This window comes from Pseudodonghicola xiamenensis DSM 18339 (genome assembly GCF_000429365.1).
GTDB classification, from domain to species: Bacteria; Pseudomonadota; Alphaproteobacteria; order Rhodobacterales; family Rhodobacteraceae; genus Pseudodonghicola; species Pseudodonghicola xiamenensis.
In genome coordinates, this window is the sequence record NZ_AUBS01000001.1 from 101,016 (window position 1) to 118,146 (window position 17,131).

General features: G+C 64.6%; 14 protein-coding genes. 7 read left to right on the forward strand and 7 right to left on the reverse strand.

The genetic code is table 11. The features are described from left to right. Window positions 1-45 precede the first annotated feature (45 nt). Window positions 46-1,209 (forward strand): M20 aminoacylase family protein, encoded by a 1,164-nt coding sequence (locus G455_RS0100475; protein ID WP_028091874.1) that lies wholly within the window; start codon window positions 46-48, stop codon window positions 1,207-1,209. Window positions 1,210-1,317: 108 nt separating this feature from the next. Here G455_RS0100475 and G455_RS0100480 read toward each other — a convergent pair whose 3' ends face one another. From G455_RS0100480 to moaA, 3 genes are read right to left on the reverse strand one after another with little or no spacing between them, the layout of a single operon-like run. Further along, complete coding sequence (locus G455_RS0100480) at window positions 1,318-2,361, reverse strand: glycosyltransferase family 4 protein (protein WP_028091875.1); 1,044 nt, start codon at window positions 2,359-2,361, stop codon at window positions 1,318-1,320. Continuing rightward, window positions 2,354-3,652, reverse strand: a complete 1,299-nt coding sequence (locus G455_RS0100485; protein WP_028091876.1) for a 3-deoxy-D-manno-octulosonic acid transferase — start codon at window positions 3,650-3,652, stop codon at window positions 2,354-2,356. Before G455_RS0100485 ends, G455_RS0100480 begins: the two co-directional genes overlap by 8 nt. After that, window positions 3,652-4,659: a GTP 3',8-cyclase MoaA gene (gene moaA, locus G455_RS0100490; RefSeq protein ID WP_028091877.1), complete on the reverse strand. Its 1,008-nt coding sequence runs from the start codon at window positions 4,657-4,659 to the stop codon at window positions 3,652-3,654. Before moaA ends, G455_RS0100485 begins: the two co-directional genes overlap by 1 nt. A 108-nt stretch (window positions 4,660-4,767) precedes the next feature. On the opposite strand from moaA, the gene G455_RS0100495 reads away from it, so the two are divergent. Continuing rightward, window positions 4,768-5,253, forward strand: coding sequence for a hypothetical protein (locus G455_RS0100495; protein ID WP_154664305.1), 486 nt, complete (start codon window positions 4,768-4,770; stop codon window positions 5,251-5,253). Here G455_RS0100495 and G455_RS0100500 read toward each other — a convergent pair. From G455_RS0100500 to glmU, 3 genes are all read right to left on the reverse strand, one after another. Next, window positions 5,238-5,933, reverse strand: coding sequence for a DNA alkylation repair protein (locus tag G455_RS0100500; protein ID WP_028091879.1), 696 nt, complete (start codon window positions 5,931-5,933; stop codon window positions 5,238-5,240). The two genes, G455_RS0100495 and G455_RS0100500, sit on opposite strands and share 16 nt — an antisense overlap. Window positions 5,934-6,030: 97 nt before the next feature. Further along, entirely contained in the window at window positions 6,031-7,854 is a 1,824-nt protein-coding gene (gene glmS, locus G455_RS0100505) for a glutamine--fructose-6-phosphate transaminase (isomerizing) (RefSeq protein WP_028091880.1), read from the reverse strand. Further along, complete coding sequence (gene glmU / locus G455_RS0100510; RefSeq protein ID WP_028091881.1) at window positions 7,854-9,209, reverse strand: bifunctional UDP-N-acetylglucosamine diphosphorylase/glucosamine-1-phosphate N-acetyltransferase GlmU; 1,356 nt, start codon at window positions 9,207-9,209, stop codon at window positions 7,854-7,856. Before glmU ends, glmS begins: the two co-directional genes overlap by 1 nt. A 131-nt stretch (window positions 9,210-9,340) precedes the next feature. Here glmU and G455_RS0100515 point away from each other — a divergent pair, with 131 nt between their 5' ends. The 4 genes from G455_RS0100515 (at window position 9,341) to G455_RS0100530 (ending at window position 14,572) form a co-directional block, all read left to right on the forward strand. After that, entirely contained in the window at window positions 9,341-10,015 is a 675-nt protein-coding gene (locus tag G455_RS0100515; RefSeq protein WP_028091882.1) for an HAD-IA family hydrolase, read from the forward strand. Between the two features lie 165 nt (window positions 10,016-10,180). Next, window positions 10,181-11,386, forward strand: coding sequence for a DegT/DnrJ/EryC1/StrS family aminotransferase (locus tag G455_RS0100520; RefSeq protein ID WP_028091883.1), 1,206 nt, complete (start codon window positions 10,181-10,183; stop codon window positions 11,384-11,386). Between the two features lie 246 nt (window positions 11,387-11,632). Then, window positions 11,633-13,132: a sensor histidine kinase gene (locus G455_RS0100525; protein ID WP_028091884.1), complete on the forward strand. Its 1,500-nt coding sequence runs from the start codon at window positions 11,633-11,635 to the stop codon at window positions 13,130-13,132. Window positions 13,133-13,408: 276 nt separating this feature from the next. Then, window positions 13,409-14,572: an isovaleryl-CoA dehydrogenase gene (locus G455_RS0100530; RefSeq protein ID WP_028091885.1), complete on the forward strand. Its 1,164-nt coding sequence runs from the start codon at window positions 13,409-13,411 to the stop codon at window positions 14,570-14,572. A 104-nt stretch (window positions 14,573-14,676) separates the two neighbouring features. Here G455_RS0100530 and G455_RS0100535 read toward each other — a convergent pair whose 3' ends face one another. Then, on the reverse strand, window positions 14,677-15,285 hold the full coding sequence (locus G455_RS0100535) for an OmpW/AlkL family protein (RefSeq protein WP_028091886.1): 609 nt from the start codon (window positions 15,283-15,285) through the stop codon (window positions 14,677-14,679). Between the two features lie 232 nt (window positions 15,286-15,517). Here G455_RS0100535 and G455_RS0100540 point away from each other — a divergent pair, with 232 nt between their 5' ends. Next, window positions 15,518-17,122 carry a carboxyl transferase domain-containing protein gene (locus tag G455_RS0100540; protein WP_028091887.1) on the forward strand — a complete coding sequence of 535 codons (1,605 nt, stop codon included), beginning with the start codon at window positions 15,518-15,520 and terminating at the stop codon, window positions 17,120-17,122. The last annotated feature ends 9 nt before the right edge of the window (window positions 17,123-17,131 follow it).

Sequence of the window (17,131 nt, forward strand, 5' to 3'; positions counted from 1 at the left end):
TAAGACATCAGCGATAAGATAAAGAGCGCGACAAGGAGTAGCACAATGCCGGTCAAGAACCGTTTCGCCGAACTTCAGGACGAGATCACCGCCTGGCGGCGCGATCTGCACGAACATCCGGAAATCCTCTACGAGACCGAGCGGACCTCGGGTGTGGTGGCCGGCAAGCTGAAGGATTTCGGCTGCGATGAGGTGGTCACCGGCATCGGACGCACCGGCGTTGTCGGCGTGATCAGGGGCAAGGCCACCGGGTCGGGCAAGGTGATCGGGCTGCGCGCGGATATGGACGCGCTGCCGATTCTCGAGGCGACCGGGCTGCCCTATGCCTCGAAGACGCCCGGGGCGATGCACGCCTGTGGCCACGACGGCCATACCGCGATGCTGCTGGGGGCGGCCAAATATCTGGCCGAGACCCGCAATTTCGACGGCACCGTGGTGGTGATCTTCCAGCCCGCCGAAGAGGGGGGCGCCGGTGGCAAGGAAATGTGCGACGACGGGCTGATGGAGCGCTGGGGCATCCAGGAAGTCTATGGAATGCACAACTGGCCCGGGATTCCTACCGGGCAGTTCGCGATCCGTTCCGGCGCCTTTTTCGCCGCCACCGATCAGTTCGACATCTATTTCGAGGGCAGGGGTGGCCATGCCGCCAAGCCGCATGAGACCGTCGACACCACCGTGATGGCGGCGCAGGCGGTCATGGCCTTGCAGACCATCGCCAGCCGCAACGCCGATCCGATCGAACAGGTGGTGGTGTCGGTCACCTCCTTCGAGACCTCGTCCAAGGCGTTCAACGTGATCCCGCAGAAAGTGCACTTGAAGGGCACCGTGCGGACCATGAGCAAGGATATTCGCGTCCTGGCCGAAGAGCGGATCAAGGCGATCTGTGCCGGGGTCGCGGCTACCTTCGGTGGCACGGTCAATGTGCAATATCATCCGGGCTATCCGGTGATGGTCAATTCCGAGGCGCAAACCGACTTCGCCGCCGAGGTCGCGCGCAAGGTCTCCGGCCAGTGCGAGGAGGTGCCGATGGTCATGGGCGGCGAGGATTTCGCCTTCATGCTGGAAGAGCGCCCCGGCGCCTATATCCTGGTCGGCAATGGCCCGGGGGCCATGGTCCATCATCCGGAGTACAACTTCAACGACGAGGCCATTCCCGCCGGTTGCTCCTGGTGGGCCGAGATCGTCGAACAGCGCATGCCTGCCGCCTGAGCGGCGCGGGAACAGCCGGAGGGAGGGGGCTCTGCCCCCGGTGCGGCGCTGCCGCACCTCCCCCGCCGTATTTGAGGACGAGAAGAAGAGGGCAGGCCGGAGCTGTGGTTAAGGTTGCGCCCAGAGCCCTTGATAGACCGTCTCGATCCCCTCAGCTTCGGCGCGGGCGCTGAAGCTGAGCTCTGCCAGTTCGCGCGCGGCCTCGGCCATGGCGGCCTGGCGCGCCGGATCGCTAAGCAGGGTGCGGGCGGCCTCGGCGGCCTCGGGCGCCGCCTCGAGCGGCACCACGATCCCGCTGCGGCCCTGCGCCGAGAAGGCGCGGTAATAGCCGGCGTCCGAGGCGACGAAGGGCACGCCGCTGGCCATGCCCTCGAGCGGCGCCATGCCGTAGCCCTCATAGCGCGGCATCTGCATTACCAAGGACAGCGCGCGGATCAGCATGGGCAGGTCCGCTGCCGGGATCTCGCCGGGAAAGAGGATGCGGTCGGAGAGGCCGGCGGCGGCGATCTGGTCCTTCAGACCTTGCAGGAAGCCCTGATGTTCGCGCGCGGCGCGACCCAGCACCAGCGCGGTGGCGCCAGGCAGGTCGGGCAGCAGCCGTAGCATCGCCTCGACGAAGAGATCGGTGCCCTTTTCGGGGCGGATACGGCCGATGGTGGCAATGCCGAGTTCGCCGCCATATCCCAGGGCGCTCCAGGCGGCGGCGCGGTTGTGGGCGGGGCTGAAAAGCTCGGTATCCACGCCATGCGGCACCACGGCGCGGACATGGGGGACGAAGCTTGCCGCCACCTCGGTGGTGGCGATCACCGCATCCATGCGCGAGATCAGCCAGCGCGGCAGCGCCGAATGCCGCCGTTGGGCGGCCGAGGTGAAGACAATGCGGATCGGCAGGCGCAGCACGTCGCGGGCCCAGATCGCGGCGCGCATCTCGGTATTGCGGCGCACGTGCCAGATTGCGAAGGGGCGGTCTTTCGGCGGCTGACGCGACAGCGTCCGTGCTTGGGCAAGCGCGATCGGATCGGGGCAGCCGGGCAGGGGGTGGCCCACCAGCGCCAGATCGTGGGTCTTGACCTGTTGGCGGATCACATTGGAGGCGGTCGAGGACACGCCGGTGAAATTGCGGTTGAAATTGGTGACGAAGAGCTCAGGCATCGCCTGCCTCTAGATGCAGCGCGGTGCAAAGCCGCTGCGCGATCTCCTGCAGGGCGCTGTCCTGATCCTGCACCAGCCGCCGGGCACCATCCTGGGCCCGGTCCAGCGCTGCCGGATCGTCGAGCCAGCGCGCCACGGCGGCGGCGAGGGTGGAGGCATCCGATACTTCGGCCAGACCGCCGGTGAGGGCGAGCGCCTCGAATGCAGCGCGGTTGTTGTCGCGTGAGGGGCCGACGATCAGCGGCACGCCGAATTGCGCCGGCTCGATCGGGTTGTGGCCGCCCTTGTCGGCCAGGGTGGCGCCGAGAAAGGCGAAGGGGGCCAGGCTGTACCATGTGCCGGTCTCGCCCAGCGTATCGGCGAGATAGACCTGGGTGTCGGGGGTCAGCGCCTCTGCGGTACCGCGCCGGGCGGTTTGCAGGCCGGCCCTGGAGATCAGCTCTGCGACCTCGGCCCCGCGTTCGGGGTGGCGGGGGGCGAGGATCAACAGCAGGTCGGGGTGATCGGCCAGCAACTGCCGATAGGCGGCGAGCACGATCTCTTCCTCGCCCGGATGAGTGGAGGAGGCGAGCCATATGGGACGGCCGGCGATGGCCCTGCGCATCTGGGCCAGCAGCGCGGGATCGACCGGCGGCGGTGTCGTGGTGGCCTTGAGGTTGACTGACAGTGCCACCCGGTCGGCCGGGGCCCCGAGCGCGATCAGGTCGTCGGCGGTTTGCCGGTTCTGCGCCAGAAGCAGTGTGAAGCGGTTGAGAATGAAGCGCGAGGTGCGCGGCCATTTACGCCAGCCGTCGACCGATTTCGCCGACAATCGCGCGTTGACCAGGGCCAGCGGTGCACCTTGGTCGGAGGTTTCGACGATCATCAGCGGCCAGAGTTCGCTTTCGACGAAAAGCGCCGCCGCCGGCTGCCAGTGATCGAGGAACCGCCGCACCGGTCCCGGCGCATCGAGCGGGGCGAACTGGTGCCGGGCGCGGGGCGGCATGCGTTTCGCCACCAGCTCGGCCGAGGTGGCGGTGCCCGAGGTGATCAGGAATTCGGTATCCGGCAGGCTTTCGCCCATTACCTCGATCAGTCGCAGGACAGACAGGCTTTCGCCGACGCTGGCGGCATGGAACCAGACCAGCCGGCCGGTGGCGCGGGGCTGGCTGGCGTGGCCCAGCCGTTCGCGCGCGCGCGCAGGATCAACCCCGTGATCGGCCAGCCGGCGCGAGACAGACCGCCAAGCGAGCGGCAGCAGCACAGGGGTCAACAGCCGGTAAAGGCGATAGAGCGCCGGAGGCCCTGCCATCAGCCGCCCGTATGGCTCATGTGGCGGGTCATCTGCCCGTCTGGCCGCTGGCGGGAATAGTCGAAATCATGTCCCTTGGGTTTATGGGCGATGGCCGCACGGATTGCCTGCTGCAGCGGTTCTTCGGTGTCCGGATGATTGCGCAGGGCCGGGCGCAGATCGGCCATGTCCTCCTGCCCGAGGCACATGTAAAGCTCTCCGGTGCAGGTCAGCCGCACCCGGTTGCAGCTTTCGCAGAAATTATGACTGAGCGGGGTGATGAAACCGATCTTCTGTCCGGTCTCCTCCAGCCGGACATAACGCGCCGGCCCACCGGTGCGTTCGGCCAGATCGGTGACGGTGTAGTGGTCGGCATAGCGCGCGCGGACATCCTTCAGCGACCAGTATTGATCGAGCCGGCTTTCGTTGCCGATATCGCCCATCGGCATGACTTCAATCCAGGTCAGATCCATGTCGCGGTCGGCGCACCATTCGGTGAGGCGCGGCAACTCATCCTCGTTCACGCCTTTCAGCGCCACCGCGTTGATCTTGACGCGCAGGCCCGCCCGCTGCGCTGCATCGACCCCGCGCAAGACCTGGGCCAGGCGGCCCCAGCGGGTGATGGTGGCGAATTTGTCCTGATCCAGCGTGTCGAGCGAGATATTCACCCGCCGCACTCCGGCATCGTACAGATCCCCGGCGAAGCGTTCGAGCTGGGAGCCATTGGTGGTGAGCGTCAGTTCCTTCAGTGCCCCAGAGTCCAGATGCCGGGTCATGGCGCGGAAAAAGGTCATGATATCACGGCGCACCAGCGGTTCGCCGCCGGTGATGCGCAGCTTTTCGACCCCCATGTGAACGAAGGTGGTGCACATGCGGTCGAGCTCTTCCAGCGTCAGAAGCTCTTTCTTCGGCAGAAAGGTCATGTTCTCCGACATGCAGTAAACACAGCGGAAATCGCACCGGTCGGTGACGGAGACGCGCAGGTAGGTGATTGCGCGGAGAAAGGGGTCGATCAGCGGGGCGCTCATAGAGGCATAGGTAAAGCGCGGCAGGGGGGGCGGCAAGGGATAAGGTGGGCGGATTCCGTCTGGCAGGGGTCGAGGGCGGCGGCTATGGTCGCGGCCATGAGATATGCGTTGATCCTTTCTATCGCCCTGGTGACGGGCTGCACGCAGGTTGGTGGCCTGAAGGACCGGGTGAATTCCGGGTTGACCGATTTCACGCTGCTGGATGATATCGGCGGCATGGTCGATGGCCGGGGCACCACCGCGGCGCGGGCCCGTGCGGCCGAGGCGGCGCAAACCGCTGCGCCATTGGTGACAGAGCTGCCCGAGACACCGCCGGTTGCCGCCGTGCCGCAGGCGGCCAATGGCCGGCTGGGGGCCACGGTGGCCAGTCTTGGCGATCCGGGCAAGGCCGGGCTCTGGCTGGAAACTCCGCTGGTCAAGACCGCTGGCAAGGGCCGGGTGGTCTGGCCCAGTTCCGGCCGCTGGATTGCGGTCGCGCTGTTGCCCGCCTCGGGAGAGGTGACGGCGGGCAGCCGACTGTCGCTGGACGGGTTCCGGGCGCTCGGGGCGCCCCTGACCGATCTGATCGAGGTCGAGGTCTACGCCGGCGACTGATCCGTGTCGGGCAGGTATTTTCCGGCCTCTTTCCGGGCGAAGGCCTTCATGCGGTCGCCGTGGTTGGCCAGAAAGCCGCGGGTGCGGTCGGGATCGTGCTTGCTGAGATCCCGCAGCCACCAGGCGATGGCCTTCTGGATGAACCAGTCGCGATCATCGACATAGCCCGCCGCCCAGCCGAGAATGCGATCGCGGGCGGCCAGTTCCTCAGGCTTGGGGTGGTTCTGCTTGGCCCAGGGCAGGGTTGAGACCAGCGCGGCCCGCCGGGTCCACATGTGATCGGACCGGGTCCAGGCCTCGACCGTATCCAGCCGGGTTGGATCAGCGACCAACCGTTTCTGCGCGGCGATGGCCACCGCGTCGGCGATGGCCCAGGCGTCGAAATCGGGCAGCCAGCAACAGATCAGGTTCCAGACCGCATCGTCGGGCCGGATACGGGCCTGGGTCAGCAGCTTGGCCGCCAGAATACGGGCCTCGTGGATATCGGTTTGCCATAGGGCATCGGCAAGCGCGACGCGTCCGGCGATGTCCAGATCCTGCCGCCAGTCCTGCGCCAGCTCCATCAGAACCGGATTGGAAACGCCGAGATAACGGCGCGCCACCTTGTGATAGGCGGCCATTTCTGCCGCCTTCTGCGCGTCTCCCCGCGCTTCGATCAGATCGAGATAAGGGGCAAGCATCCACTGTCCTTTCATGAGGGCCTTTGCCCCGCTATGGCAGAGCCGCCCGCCAGCTTTGGGCGGGACGGACGGGGACGGCTCTGCCGGTGCTTTCGGTTTATTCGACGGTGACCGATTTCGCCAGATTGCGCGGCTGGTCCACGTCGGTGCCCTTGGCCACGGCGGTGTGATAGGCCAGAAGCTGGGCGGGCAGCGCATAGAGGATCGGTGCCAGAAGCGGCGCGACCTTGGGCATGCGGATCGCCGACCAGACACCATCCTTTGCCTCGTCGATGCCGTCCTCGTCCGAGATCAGCATGACCTTGCCCTTGCGCGCCAGCACCTCCTGCATGTTCGACACCGTCTTGTCGAACAATCCGTCCCGGGGGGCCATCACCACCACCGGCATGGTCGGGTCGATCAGCGCGATCGGGCCGTGCTTGAGTTCTCCAGATGCATAAGCTTCGGCATGTATGTAGCTGATTTCCTTTAGCTTCAATGCGCCCTCAAGTGCCAGAGGGTACATCAGTCCGCGGCCCAGGAACAGGACGTCACGCGCCTCGGCCAATTGCAGGGCCGCGCGATGCACCGGCTCTGCCCCATCGAGCGCGATATTCATCAACTGCGGCAGGCCGCGCAGGGTGGCGATCTGATCGGCCAGTGCCTCGGGGCTTAGCGCGCCGCGGTCGGCGGCGGCCTTCAGCGCCAGGATCAGCAGCACGGTCAACTGGCAGGTGAAGGCCTTGGTCGAGGCGACGCCGATCTCGACGCCCGCGTGGATCGGCAGCGCCAGATCGCTTTCCCGCGCGATCGAGCTTTCGGGGACGTTGACCACCGACAGGATGTGATCCGCCTTGCCCTGACAATAGCGCAGGGCGGCCAGCGTATCCGCGGTTTCGCCCGACTGGCTGACGAAAAGCGCGGCAGTGCGGGGGGGGATCGGCGGTTCGCGATAGCGGAATTCGCTGGCGACATCGACCTCGACCGGGATGCGGGCAAGCTGTTCGAACCAGTATTTCGCAGTGAGACAGGCGTAATAGGCGGTGCCGCAGGCGACCATTGTCAGCCGGTCCACCTTGGTGAAATCCAGCCCTTCGCCCGGCAGGCGGACGCTGTCGTCGCCGGCGGGCAGATAATGGCGGATCGCCTCGCCGACCACGGCGGGCTGTTCGGCGATCTCCTTGGCCATGAAGTGCTTGTACCCGCCCTTGTCGACGCGGGCGGCGTCAATCTGGATGGTCTTCATTGCGCGGTCGACCGGTGCGCCGGTTTCATCGAAGATCTGCACGCCAGCGCGGGTGACCACGGCGCGGTCGCCCTCTTCCAGATAGGTGATCCGGTTGGTCAGCGGTGCCAGTGCGATGGCGTCGGAGCCGACGAACATCTCACCCTCGCCATGGCCGATGGCCAAGGGCGATCCCTTGCGGGCGGCGATGATCAGATCGTCTTCGCCCTCGAACAGGAAAGCCAGAGCGAAAGCGCCCTTGAGCTGGTCGATGGCAGCGAAGGCGGCCTCGACCGGGGCCTGACCGGCCTTCATGTTGCGTTCGGTCAGCAGCGCCACGGTTTCGGTATCGGTATCGGTCTGAAAGTTGACGCCGCTCTGCGCCAGCTCGGCGCGGAGTTCACGGTAATTCTCGATGATGCCGTTATGCACCACCGCGACGGCTCCGGCGCGGTGGGGGTGGGCATTGGCGACGGTGGGGGCGCCATGGGTGGCCCAACGGGTGTGGCCGATGCCGGCCTTGCCGGCCAGCGGTTGGTGCACCAAAAGGTCAGAGAGGTTGACCAGCTTGCCCACTGCGCGGCGGCGGTCCAGCAGCCCATTGTTGATGGTGGCAATTCCGGCGCTGTCATAGCCGCGATATTCCAGCCGCTTCAACGCTTCGACAAGGGTGGGCGCGGCCTCATGCTGGCCGAGAACCCCGACAATTCCGCACATTATCCGGCCTCCTGATCGCGTTTCGCTTTGCGAGCCTTTAACATTTCGAACAATTTCCGCGCGCGCCCCGGTTTGTTGACCTGGGCGGCACGCGCCAGAGCCAGCGCATCGGGCTCAACATCGCGGGTGATCACCGAACCGCTCGCCGTCAGGGCGCCGTCGCCGATGGTGACAGGGGCAACCAGCATGGTGTTCGACCCGATGAAGGCATTCCGCCCGATCTCGGTATGATGCTTCATCACCCCGTCGTAGTTGCAGGTGATGGTGCCGGCGCCGATATTGGTGCCGGCGCCGACGCTGGCGTCGCCGATATAGGTCAGGTGGTTGGCCTTGGCGCCTTCGCCGATATAGGCGTTCTTGATCTCGACGAAATTGCCGACATGGCTGTCTTCGCCCAGTTCGGCGCCGGGACGCAGTCGGGCATAGGGGCCGACGATGGCGCCGCGGCTGACGTGACAGCCCTCGAGATGCGAGAAGGCGCGGATCGTCGCTTCGCTCTCCACCGTGACATTCGGGCCGAAGACCACATTCGGTTCGATCACCGTGTCGCGGCCGATCACCGTGTCGAAGGCGAGGAACACCGTCTCGGGCGCGGTCAGCGTCACCCCGATGTCGAGCAGCTCTGCCCGGGCGCGGGCCTGGAACACGGCCTCGGCGGCGGCCAGATCGGCGCGGGAGTTGACGCCGAGGGTTTCGCTTTCGTCGCAGGCCACCGCGGTTACTGCAAGACCGCGGGCGGCGGCCAGTTCAACCACATCGGTCAGGTAATATTCGCCGGCGGCATTGTCATTTCCCACCGTCGCGATCAGACTGAAAAGCGTTGTGGCGTCGCAGGCCAAAAGTCCGCTGTTACAAAAGCTTATCGCGCGCTCTTCATCAGTGGCGTCCTTGTATTCGACAATCCGTTCCAGTCGGTCGCCAGCCATGACCAGCCGGCCATAGCGGGCCGGATCAGCAGCCTGAAAGCCGAGGATGACCAGATCGTTCGCCTTGCGCGCAGCGATCATCCGTTCCAGCGTTTCCGGGCTGACGAAGGGGGTGTCGCCATAAAGGACGACGACATCGCCCTCGAAGCCTGCCAGCGCGGCGCGGGCTTGATCGACCGCATGGGCGGTGCCGAGCTGCTCTTGCTGGATAACCACCTGGGCGTCCTCGTCGATCCCGGCGACCGCGCGGGCGACCGCATCGGCACCATGGCCGGCGACGATAACGGTGCGGGCGGGCTCCAGCGCGGCGCCGCTTTGCATCGCGTGGGCCAGCATCGGCGCCTGGCCGATCGGGTGCAACACCTTGGGCAGGTCTGAGTTCATCCTGGTGCCTTTGCCTGCGGCCAGGATGACGAGGGCAATGCTCATTACGTTTTCTCTTTGTGTTTTGGCTTGGCCCGTTTTATCGGCTGGAGGCAGAGGCGCAAGCTTTGGCGCGATCAAACAAGGTTGCGGGCTGCAATACGGGCGGGCGGAAACATGCCGAAAGGGGGCAGGACATGCGTACGGTGATCTTCGATCTGGACGGAACTCTGGCCGATACCTCGGGCGATCTGATCGAGGCGGCGAATGCCTGTTTCCGGCAGTTGGGGCTGGGCGATGTGCTGGACCCCTCCCGCGATCAGGGGACGGCCCTGCGGGGCGGCAAGCGCATGCTGACGGTAGGGCTGGAGCGCACAGGACGCTATGACGCCGAGGTGGTGGAGCGGTTCTATCCTGTGCTGCTTGAGGCCTATGCCGGCCAGATCGACCGGCACACGGTGCTTTATCCCGGCGCGATGGCGGCGGTGGGGGCGCTGAAACAGGCGGGGTATGGTGTCGGCATCTGCACCAATAAGCCTGAGGCGCTGGCCGAGAGATTGCTGCAAAGCCTTGGGGTGCGGGACGATTTCGCCTCTCTCGTCGGGGCGGATACGCTTGCGGTGCGCAAGCCCGATCCGGAACCGTTGCGCGAAGCCGCGCGTCGTGCCGGCGGTGATCCGGCCCGGACCCTGCTGGTGGGAGATTCCGATACCGATCGCAACACCGCCCGCGCCGCTGGCGTGCCCTCGGTCTTGGTGACCTTCGGGCCGGCAGGTGACGACATGGCGGCGCTGGCGCCCGAGGCGCTGCTTGAGCGGTATGAGGACCTGCCGGGGCTGGTGGCCCGGCTGATCGGCGCGGCGGGCGGCTGATCGTTGGCGTCTGCCACGGGCTGGGGCTCGGGCGGTGTGACGATTTGCTTTCATGCTTTGCGGTGACGCGATCTGCAGCAATCGGTTGCGGCGGATTATGTCAGCTTGATGAAATCTCCTCTGCGCGCTCTTGACCGCCCAGCGCGCGAGTTTCACAAACACTTCATGACAGAGACATTCACCGGCAATTTCACCCAGCAGGAACCGATCCCCGAAGAGGCGATCGAGGCCGCGCTTTCCGTTCTGCGCCATGGCCGCCTGCACCGTTACAACACCGCCCCCGGAGAGCTGGGCGAGGCCGCGCTTCTGGAACAGGAGTTCGCCGCCCAGATGGGGGCGAAATACTGTCTGGCGGTGGCCTCGGGTGGTTATGCACTGGCCACCGCCTTGCGCGCAGTAGGGGTCAAGCCGGGCGATAGGGTGCTGACCAACGCCTTCACGCTGGCGCCGGTGCCAGGCTCCATCGCTTCGGTCGGGGCGGTGCCGGTCTATGTCGGGGTGACCGAACAACTGGTGATCGACCTTGATGATCTGGAAACCAAGCTGGATCAGGCGAAGGTGCTGATGCTGAGCCATATGCGTGGCCATCTGTGCGATATGGACCGGCTGATGGCGATGTGCGACGCCGCCGGCGTGACGGTGATCGAGGATTGTGCCCATACCATGGGGGCCTCGTGGAACGGGGTGCCGTCCGGCCGGGTCGGGGCGGTGGGGTGCTATTCCTGTCAGACCTACAAACATGTGAACTCCGGCGAAGGCGGATTGCTGATCACCGATGACGAAGAGATCGCGGCGCGGGCGGTGATGCTGTCGGGGTCTTACATGCTGTTCGAACGCCATCTGGCGGCGCCGGGGGCAGAGGTCTTCGAACGGATCAAATACGAGACGCCGAATATCTCTGGCCGCATGGATAACCTGCGTGCGGCGATCCTGCGGCCGCAGTTGCGCATTCTGGATCAGCAGGTCGCGCGCTGGAACGAACGGTATCGGGTGATCGAGGCGGGGCTGCGCGGCACCCCCGGCCTGACGGTGATCGAACGCCCGGAACAGGAGGTCTATGTCGGGTCCTCGATCCAGGTCCTGCTGCTGGACTGGCCGGCGGAGAAGATCGGCGAGGTGCTGAAACGCTGTGCCGCCCGGGGGGTGGAACTGAAATGGTTCGGCGCGGCGGAGCCGCATGGGTTCACCTCACGCTATGACAGTTGGCGCTATGCGCCGTCGGAGCCGATGCCGCAAAGCGACCGGGTGCTGGCGGGAATCGTCGACATGCGGGTGCCGCTGACCTTTAGCCTTGAGGATTGCGCGCTGATTGCCCGGATCATCCGGGCCGAGGTCGGTGCGGTGTGGCAACAGGCGGCGATTGCCGTCTGAGGCCTGTGAAGTGCGACCCGGTTGTGCTGGGATATCGCCTTTATCTGCTGTGTCTTAAATCGTCCGAAATGCTGGAAATATCGGCTGAACAACGATTTTTTGCGTGGTTGTGTGGCGAAATTTCACCATATGATGGTTTGGTGCAATTTTAGGTTGATTTTTGCGGGGGGGCATCGCGTATGTTATGTAAGTGGCACGAGCAGGCCATGCATTAAATAATGCGAGGACAATAACAGGGGCATGCGTATGAACGCGAGTGCGGCCCAGCCGGACCTTACCAGTCTATTCCCTGGACGGGGGCAGGCCGGTTCTGGCCGGGGGGAGGGCTTTTTCGTCGAGGCGCTGGGAGAGCATGCAGTCATCAGCGTGGCTGATGCCAATGGGCGCATGATCTACGCCAATCGGAAATTCGTCGAACTGACAGGCTATTGCCTGGAGGAATTGATCGGAAGCCCATATGGGCTCCTCAAGTCGGAATATCACAGCCCGGGTTTTTTCCGCGAGATGTGGCAGACGATCACGAGCGGTCAAAGCTGGCAGGGTGAGTTCAAGAACTATCGCAAGACTGGCGAAGCGTTCTGGATGCGGGTCACCATCGTTCCCTATCTGGGGGCGGATAGAAAGCCCGAGAAATACTTGTCGATCGGAACCGATATCACCGAAACCAAGATGATCGAAGGGGCGCGACAGCAGCGGCTGTCCTTCGATCTGATCAAGGACGAGATCTATCTCTTCTGGCCCGGGACGCTCGACGTGTTTTACGCGAACCGTGGGGCGCGGATCCGGCTGCGGGCGCTGGGGCAGACGATGATGGGGCTGACATTGCCCGCACTGCTGCAGGATCTGCCTGAGGAAAATATCTCGGGACGATTGGCGCCGCTGATCGAGGGGCGGCGCAAGTGGGTGTCCTTCGAGGCGAGCCAGCAGCGCCCCGACGGGCGGACCAACCCGGCCGAGGTGACCATTCAGATGATCGCGCCTGACAGGGAGGAACCGCATTTTCTGGCGCATATCCGCAATATCAGTCAGCGCAAGCAGGCCGAGATTGCCAAGCAGCAGTTCGTCGCCAATGTCAGCCACGAATTGCGCACGCCGCTGACCACCATCAAGGGGGCGTTCGAGCTGATCCGGTCCGGCCTGTGCAACGCCACGCCCGAGCGCGCCGGCCAACTGGCGGCGATGGGGTTGAAGAACACCACGCGGCTGGAAAACCTGATCGAGGACCTGCTGGACATGGAGCGGATCGCCTCCGGGCGGATGGTGTCCCGGCTGCAAAAGCTGGACCTGTCGGCGCTGATCCAGAAGTCGATCCGGGATATCGCAAGCTACAAGCCTGAAAAGTCGGTTTCCGTGCGCGGGTCGGGGATCGAGGCGCCGATCTGGGTCAAGGGGGACGAAGACCGGCTGCGCAAGGTGATGGCCAATCTGCTGTCCAATGCGGTGAAATTCTCGCGCGAAGGCGGCGAGGTCGACATCCTGGTCGAGCGCGACGGCACGCGTGTCGGGATTTCGGTACGGGATCAGGGGGTCGGCATTCCCGAGCGGGCGCTCTCGACACTGTTCGATCCGTTCACCCAGGCGGATTTCCCGGATCGGCGGCCATCGGAAGGGGCCGGTCTGGGTCTGTCGATTTCCCGCGCCATCATCGAGGAACATGGCGGCGCGATCGAGATCGACAGCACCGAGGGCCATGGCACCGAGGCGAGATTTTACGTGATCCTGCACCCGAGCGCCGCAGAGGCATGATCCGTCTCCGGCGGTCGAGGACCGCCGGAGCGTTTTCGGAGAACTGCGGTTTAGCGCTGATCTGATACTTTCCATTTCTGCGGTAACATTCTGAAAAATATGAACTTCACTCAAGATTGGGCGCCGTGCCCGGCCTTGGTTGGACGGCTTGTGTCGGGCGCTGATGGCGTGGCGGTCGCAGGTCTTGCGCGACCTTCGCTGCAAGCGGGTTGACGCGACTCATTTGCTGCGCTTATTAAATGAACGTGTGTTCAATAAACGCGCCGGGGAGGGGCCATGTTCAACGCAACGATGACATTCGATCTGGGAGAGGACGTGAACGCGCTGCGCGAAAGCGTGCATCGCTGGGCGCAGGAGCGGGTCAAGCCGATGGCGGCCGAGATCGACCGCAGCAACGAGTTTCCCGCCGCACTGTGGCGCGAGATGGGGGATATGGGCCTTCTGGGGATCACCGTGCCGGAGGAATATGGCGGCACCGGTCTCAGCTATCTGGCCCATACCGTCGCGGTGGAAGAGGTTGCCCGCGCCAGCGCCAGCGTATCGCTCTCCTATGGTGCGCATTCGAACCTCTGCGTCAATCAGATCAAGCTGAACGCCAGCGAGGAGCAAAAGCGCAAATATCTGCCCGGGCTCATTTCAGGCGATCATGTGGGCGCTTTGGCGATGAGCGAACCTTCGGCCGGCTCTGACGTCGTGTCGATGAAGCTGCGTGCCGAAAAGCGGAATGGCTATTATGTTCTGAACGGCAATAAATATTGGATCACCAACGGCCCGGATGCCGATACGCTGGTGGTCTATGCCAAGACCGATCCCGAGGGCGGCTCGAAAGGCATCACCGCCTTCATCGTCGAGAAGACGATGAAAGGGTTTTCGACCAGCCCGCATTTCGACAAGCTGGGGATGCGCGGATCGAATACGGCGGAATTGATTTTCGACGATGTCGAGGTGCCCTTTGAAAACGTGCTGGGCGAAGAGGGCAAAGGCGTGCGCGTGCTGATGTCGGGGCTCGATTACGAACGGGTGGTGCTGGCCGGCATCGGCCTGGGCATCATGGCCGCCTGTCTGGACGAGATCATGCCCTATCTGGCCGAGCGCAAGCAATTCGGCCAGCCGATCGGGAACTTCCAGCTGATGCAGGGCAAGATCGCCGACATGTATACCGCGATGAACTCGGCCCGGGCCTATGTCTACGAGGTCGCCAAGGCCTGCGACAAGGGGACCGTCACCCGCCAGGACGCGGCGGCCTGCTGTCTCTACGCCAGCGAACAGGCGATGGTTCAGGCGCATCAGGCGGTGCAGGCGATGGGCGGGGCAGGGTTCTTGTCCGACGCCGCCGTCAGCCGCATCTTCCGCGATGCCAAGCTGATGGAGATCGGGGCCGGAACCAGTGAAATCCGCCGGATGCTGATCGGGCGCGAGCTCATGGCGTCGATGGGCTGAGAGGAGACGGCCCAGAACGCAAACGGCCCGCGCGACCGAGGGGAGCGCGCGGGCCGATCAGCAAAGCGGTGCGGGCGGGGGCCCGCGCCGCCATGTTGGGAGGATCAGAAGCGATGCACGTAGGACACGCCGACAACCAGCGGGTTGATATCCGCCGAGCCGATGTTGACGCCGTTCAGCGACGCGTCCGTGTTGATGTCGATCCAGCGCAGATCGAAGCGCATCGCGCCCCTGTCGGTGATCTGATAATCGACGCCGGCATGCACCGCGACACCCCAGGAGTCATCCAGCGACAGCTTCCCGCCGCCAGCCATGCTTTCGTCGAAGAAGGTGGTGTAGTTCAGGCCGAGGCCGACGAAGGGCTTGAAGGCGGTTTGCGTCGGGATGTGATAGTTCACGCTCACCGTCGGGGGCAGTTGTTTCACCTTCGCGGCATAGCTTCCGCCAAGGAAGACATTGTGCTCGAACGGGGTCGCGGCCAGGATCTCGATCCCCCAGTTGTCGCGGAAGAAATATTCCGCGGTGAAGGTCGGTCGAATGTTGTCGCCAACCTCGGCCTTGGCCCCCGCCAAGGTGCCGTTATTCGATTTGGGGTTCACCCAGCCGAGCCCGACACCAAGGGTCCAGTCGCCCTGGGATTGGGCAGCCAGGGGACCGGCCAGAACGGCGGCAAGCGCAGTGGTGGCAACCAATGCTGCGGTTTGGCGTTTCATTTGCGTGTCCTTTCATCTCTTGATGGCGGGTTTTTGCCCCGGCTTCGGGATGCAAACGCTGATCTGGATCAAGATGCGCCCGAAACCTTGGGCAATTTTCCTCGGGAAATTCCAGGAATTCCCTTATTTTTAGACAGCTCGCACGATGATCTGAGCATTTTGCATGGCAGCCATGTCAAAAACGCCATCCCCGAGCGAAACCGCCGCAGCCTGCGGCAGAAGAGGCCCTGAGATGAAACTTGCATCCCGTATCCTGCCATCCTCCGAAGCGTTCCATGCCAACCGCGCGGCCCATCTCGAAGCGCTCGCCACCGTGCGGGCTGCGGCCGAGACGGCTGCCGGGGGCGGCGGTGAGGCCGCCCGCGCCCGTCATGTGTCGCGCGGCAAGATGCTGCCGCGTGAACGGGTGGCCAACCTGCTCGATCCCGGCTCTCCCTTTCTGGAAATCGGTGCCACCGCCGCACATGACATGTATGACAATGTCGCCCCCGCCGCTGGTGTCATCGCCGGTATCGGTCGGGTCGAGGGCCAGGAGGTCATGGTGGTCTGCAACGACGCCACCGTGAAGGGCGGCACCTATTATCCGATGACCGTCAAGAAACACCTGCGCGCGCAGGAGATCGCCGCGGATTGCGCACTTCCCTGCATTTATCTGGTGGATTCTGGCGGCGCCAATCTGCCGCAACAGGACGAGGTGTTCCCGGATCGTGACCATTTCGGGCGCATCTTCTATAATCAGGCCAATATGTCCGCTCGCGGCATCCCGCAGATCGCCGTGGTGATGGGCTCCTGCACCGCCGGTGGCGCCTATGTCCCGGCGATGTCGGATGTCACCATCATCGTGCGCGATCAGGGCACCATCTTCCTTGCCGGCCCGCCGCTGGTAAAGGCCGCGACGGGCGAAGTGGTGTCCGCCGAGGACCTCGGCGGCGGCGATGTGCACACGCGGCTTTCCGGCGTCGCCGATTACCTGGCCGAGGATGACGCCCACGCTCTGGCGCTGGCCCGCCGTGCCGTCCGCCATCTGAACCGCGCCAAGCCGCAGACGGTGCAATGGCAAAGCCCGGAAGACCCCGCCTACGACCCGGAGGAGATCCTCGGCGCCGTGCCGGCCGATCTGCGCACCCCCTATGATATCCGCGAGGTGATCGCGCGCACCGTCGACGGTTCCCGCTTCGACGAATTCAAACCGCGCTTCGGCGAGACCATCGTCACTGGCTTTGCCCATGTGATGGGCTGCCCGGTGGGGATCGTCGCCAACAACGGCGTGCTGTTCTCCGAGGCGGCGCAGAAGACCGCGCATTTCGTCGAGCTCTGCTCGCAGCGCAATATCCCGCTGGTCTTCCTGCAGAACATCACCGGCTTCATGGTCGGCCGCAAATATGAAAACGAGGGCATCGCGCGGCATGGCGCCAAGATGGTGACGGCGGTGGCCACCACCAATGTGCCGAAGATCACCATGCTGGTCGGCGGCTCCTTCGGCGCCGGCAACTATGGCATGGCCGGCCGCGCCTATTCGCCCCGCTTCCTCTGGACCTGGCCCAACAGCCGCATCTCGGTGATGGGCGGCGAACAGGCGGCGGGCGTCCTGGCCACCGTCCGCCGCGACGGTATCGAACGCAAGGGCGGCAGCTGGTCGGCCGAGGAGGAGGCCGAGTTCAAGCGCCCCACGCTCGAGATGTTCGAACGTCAGAGCCACCCGCTCTATGCTTCCGCGCGGCTCTGGGACGACGGCATCGTCGATCCCCGCAAGACGCGCGAGGTGCTGGCGTTGTCACTTTCCGCCAGCCTCTGCGCCCCGATAGAGGCCACGCGCTTCGGCCTGTTCCGGATGTAATGAAATTTC

Coding starts and splice junctions, on each gene's coding strand:
- G455_RS0100530 (WP_028091885.1), top strand. CDS start 13,409: ATGTTCAACGCAACGATGACATTCGATCTGGGAGAGGACGTGAACGCG.
- G455_RS0100485 (WP_028091876.1), bottom strand. CDS start 3,652: ATGGCAGGGCCTCCGGCGCTCTATCGCCTTTACCGGCTGTTGACCCCT.
- G455_RS0100525 (WP_028091884.1), top strand. CDS start 11,633: ATGAACGCGAGTGCGGCCCAGCCGGACCTTACCAGTCTATTCCCTGGA.
- glmU (WP_028091881.1), bottom strand. CDS start 9,209: ATGAGCATTGCCCTCGTCATCCTGGCCGCAGGCAAAGGCACCAGGATG.
- glmS (WP_028091880.1), bottom strand. CDS start 7,854: ATGTGCGGAATTGTCGGGGTTCTCGGCCAGCATGAGGCCGCGCCCACC.
- G455_RS0100480 (WP_028091875.1), bottom strand. CDS start 2,361: ATGCCTGAGCTCTTCGTCACCAATTTCAACCGCAATTTCACCGGCGTG.
- G455_RS0100515 (WP_028091882.1), top strand. CDS start 9,341: ATGCGTACGGTGATCTTCGATCTGGACGGAACTCTGGCCGATACCTCG.
- G455_RS0100540 (WP_028091887.1), top strand. CDS start 15,518: ATGAAACTTGCATCCCGTATCCTGCCATCCTCCGAAGCGTTCCATGCC.
- G455_RS0100535 (WP_028091886.1), bottom strand. CDS start 15,285: ATGAAACGCCAAACCGCAGCATTGGTTGCCACCACTGCGCTTGCCGCC.
- G455_RS0100500 (WP_028091879.1), bottom strand. CDS start 5,933: ATGCTTGCCCCTTATCTCGATCTGATCGAAGCGCGGGGAGACGCGCAG.
- moaA (WP_028091877.1), bottom strand. CDS start 4,659: ATGAGCGCCCCGCTGATCGACCCCTTTCTCCGCGCAATCACCTACCTG.
- G455_RS0100475 (WP_028091874.1), top strand. CDS start 46: ATGCCGGTCAAGAACCGTTTCGCCGAACTTCAGGACGAGATCACCGCC.
- G455_RS0100520 (WP_028091883.1), top strand. CDS start 10,181: ATGACAGAGACATTCACCGGCAATTTCACCCAGCAGGAACCGATCCCC.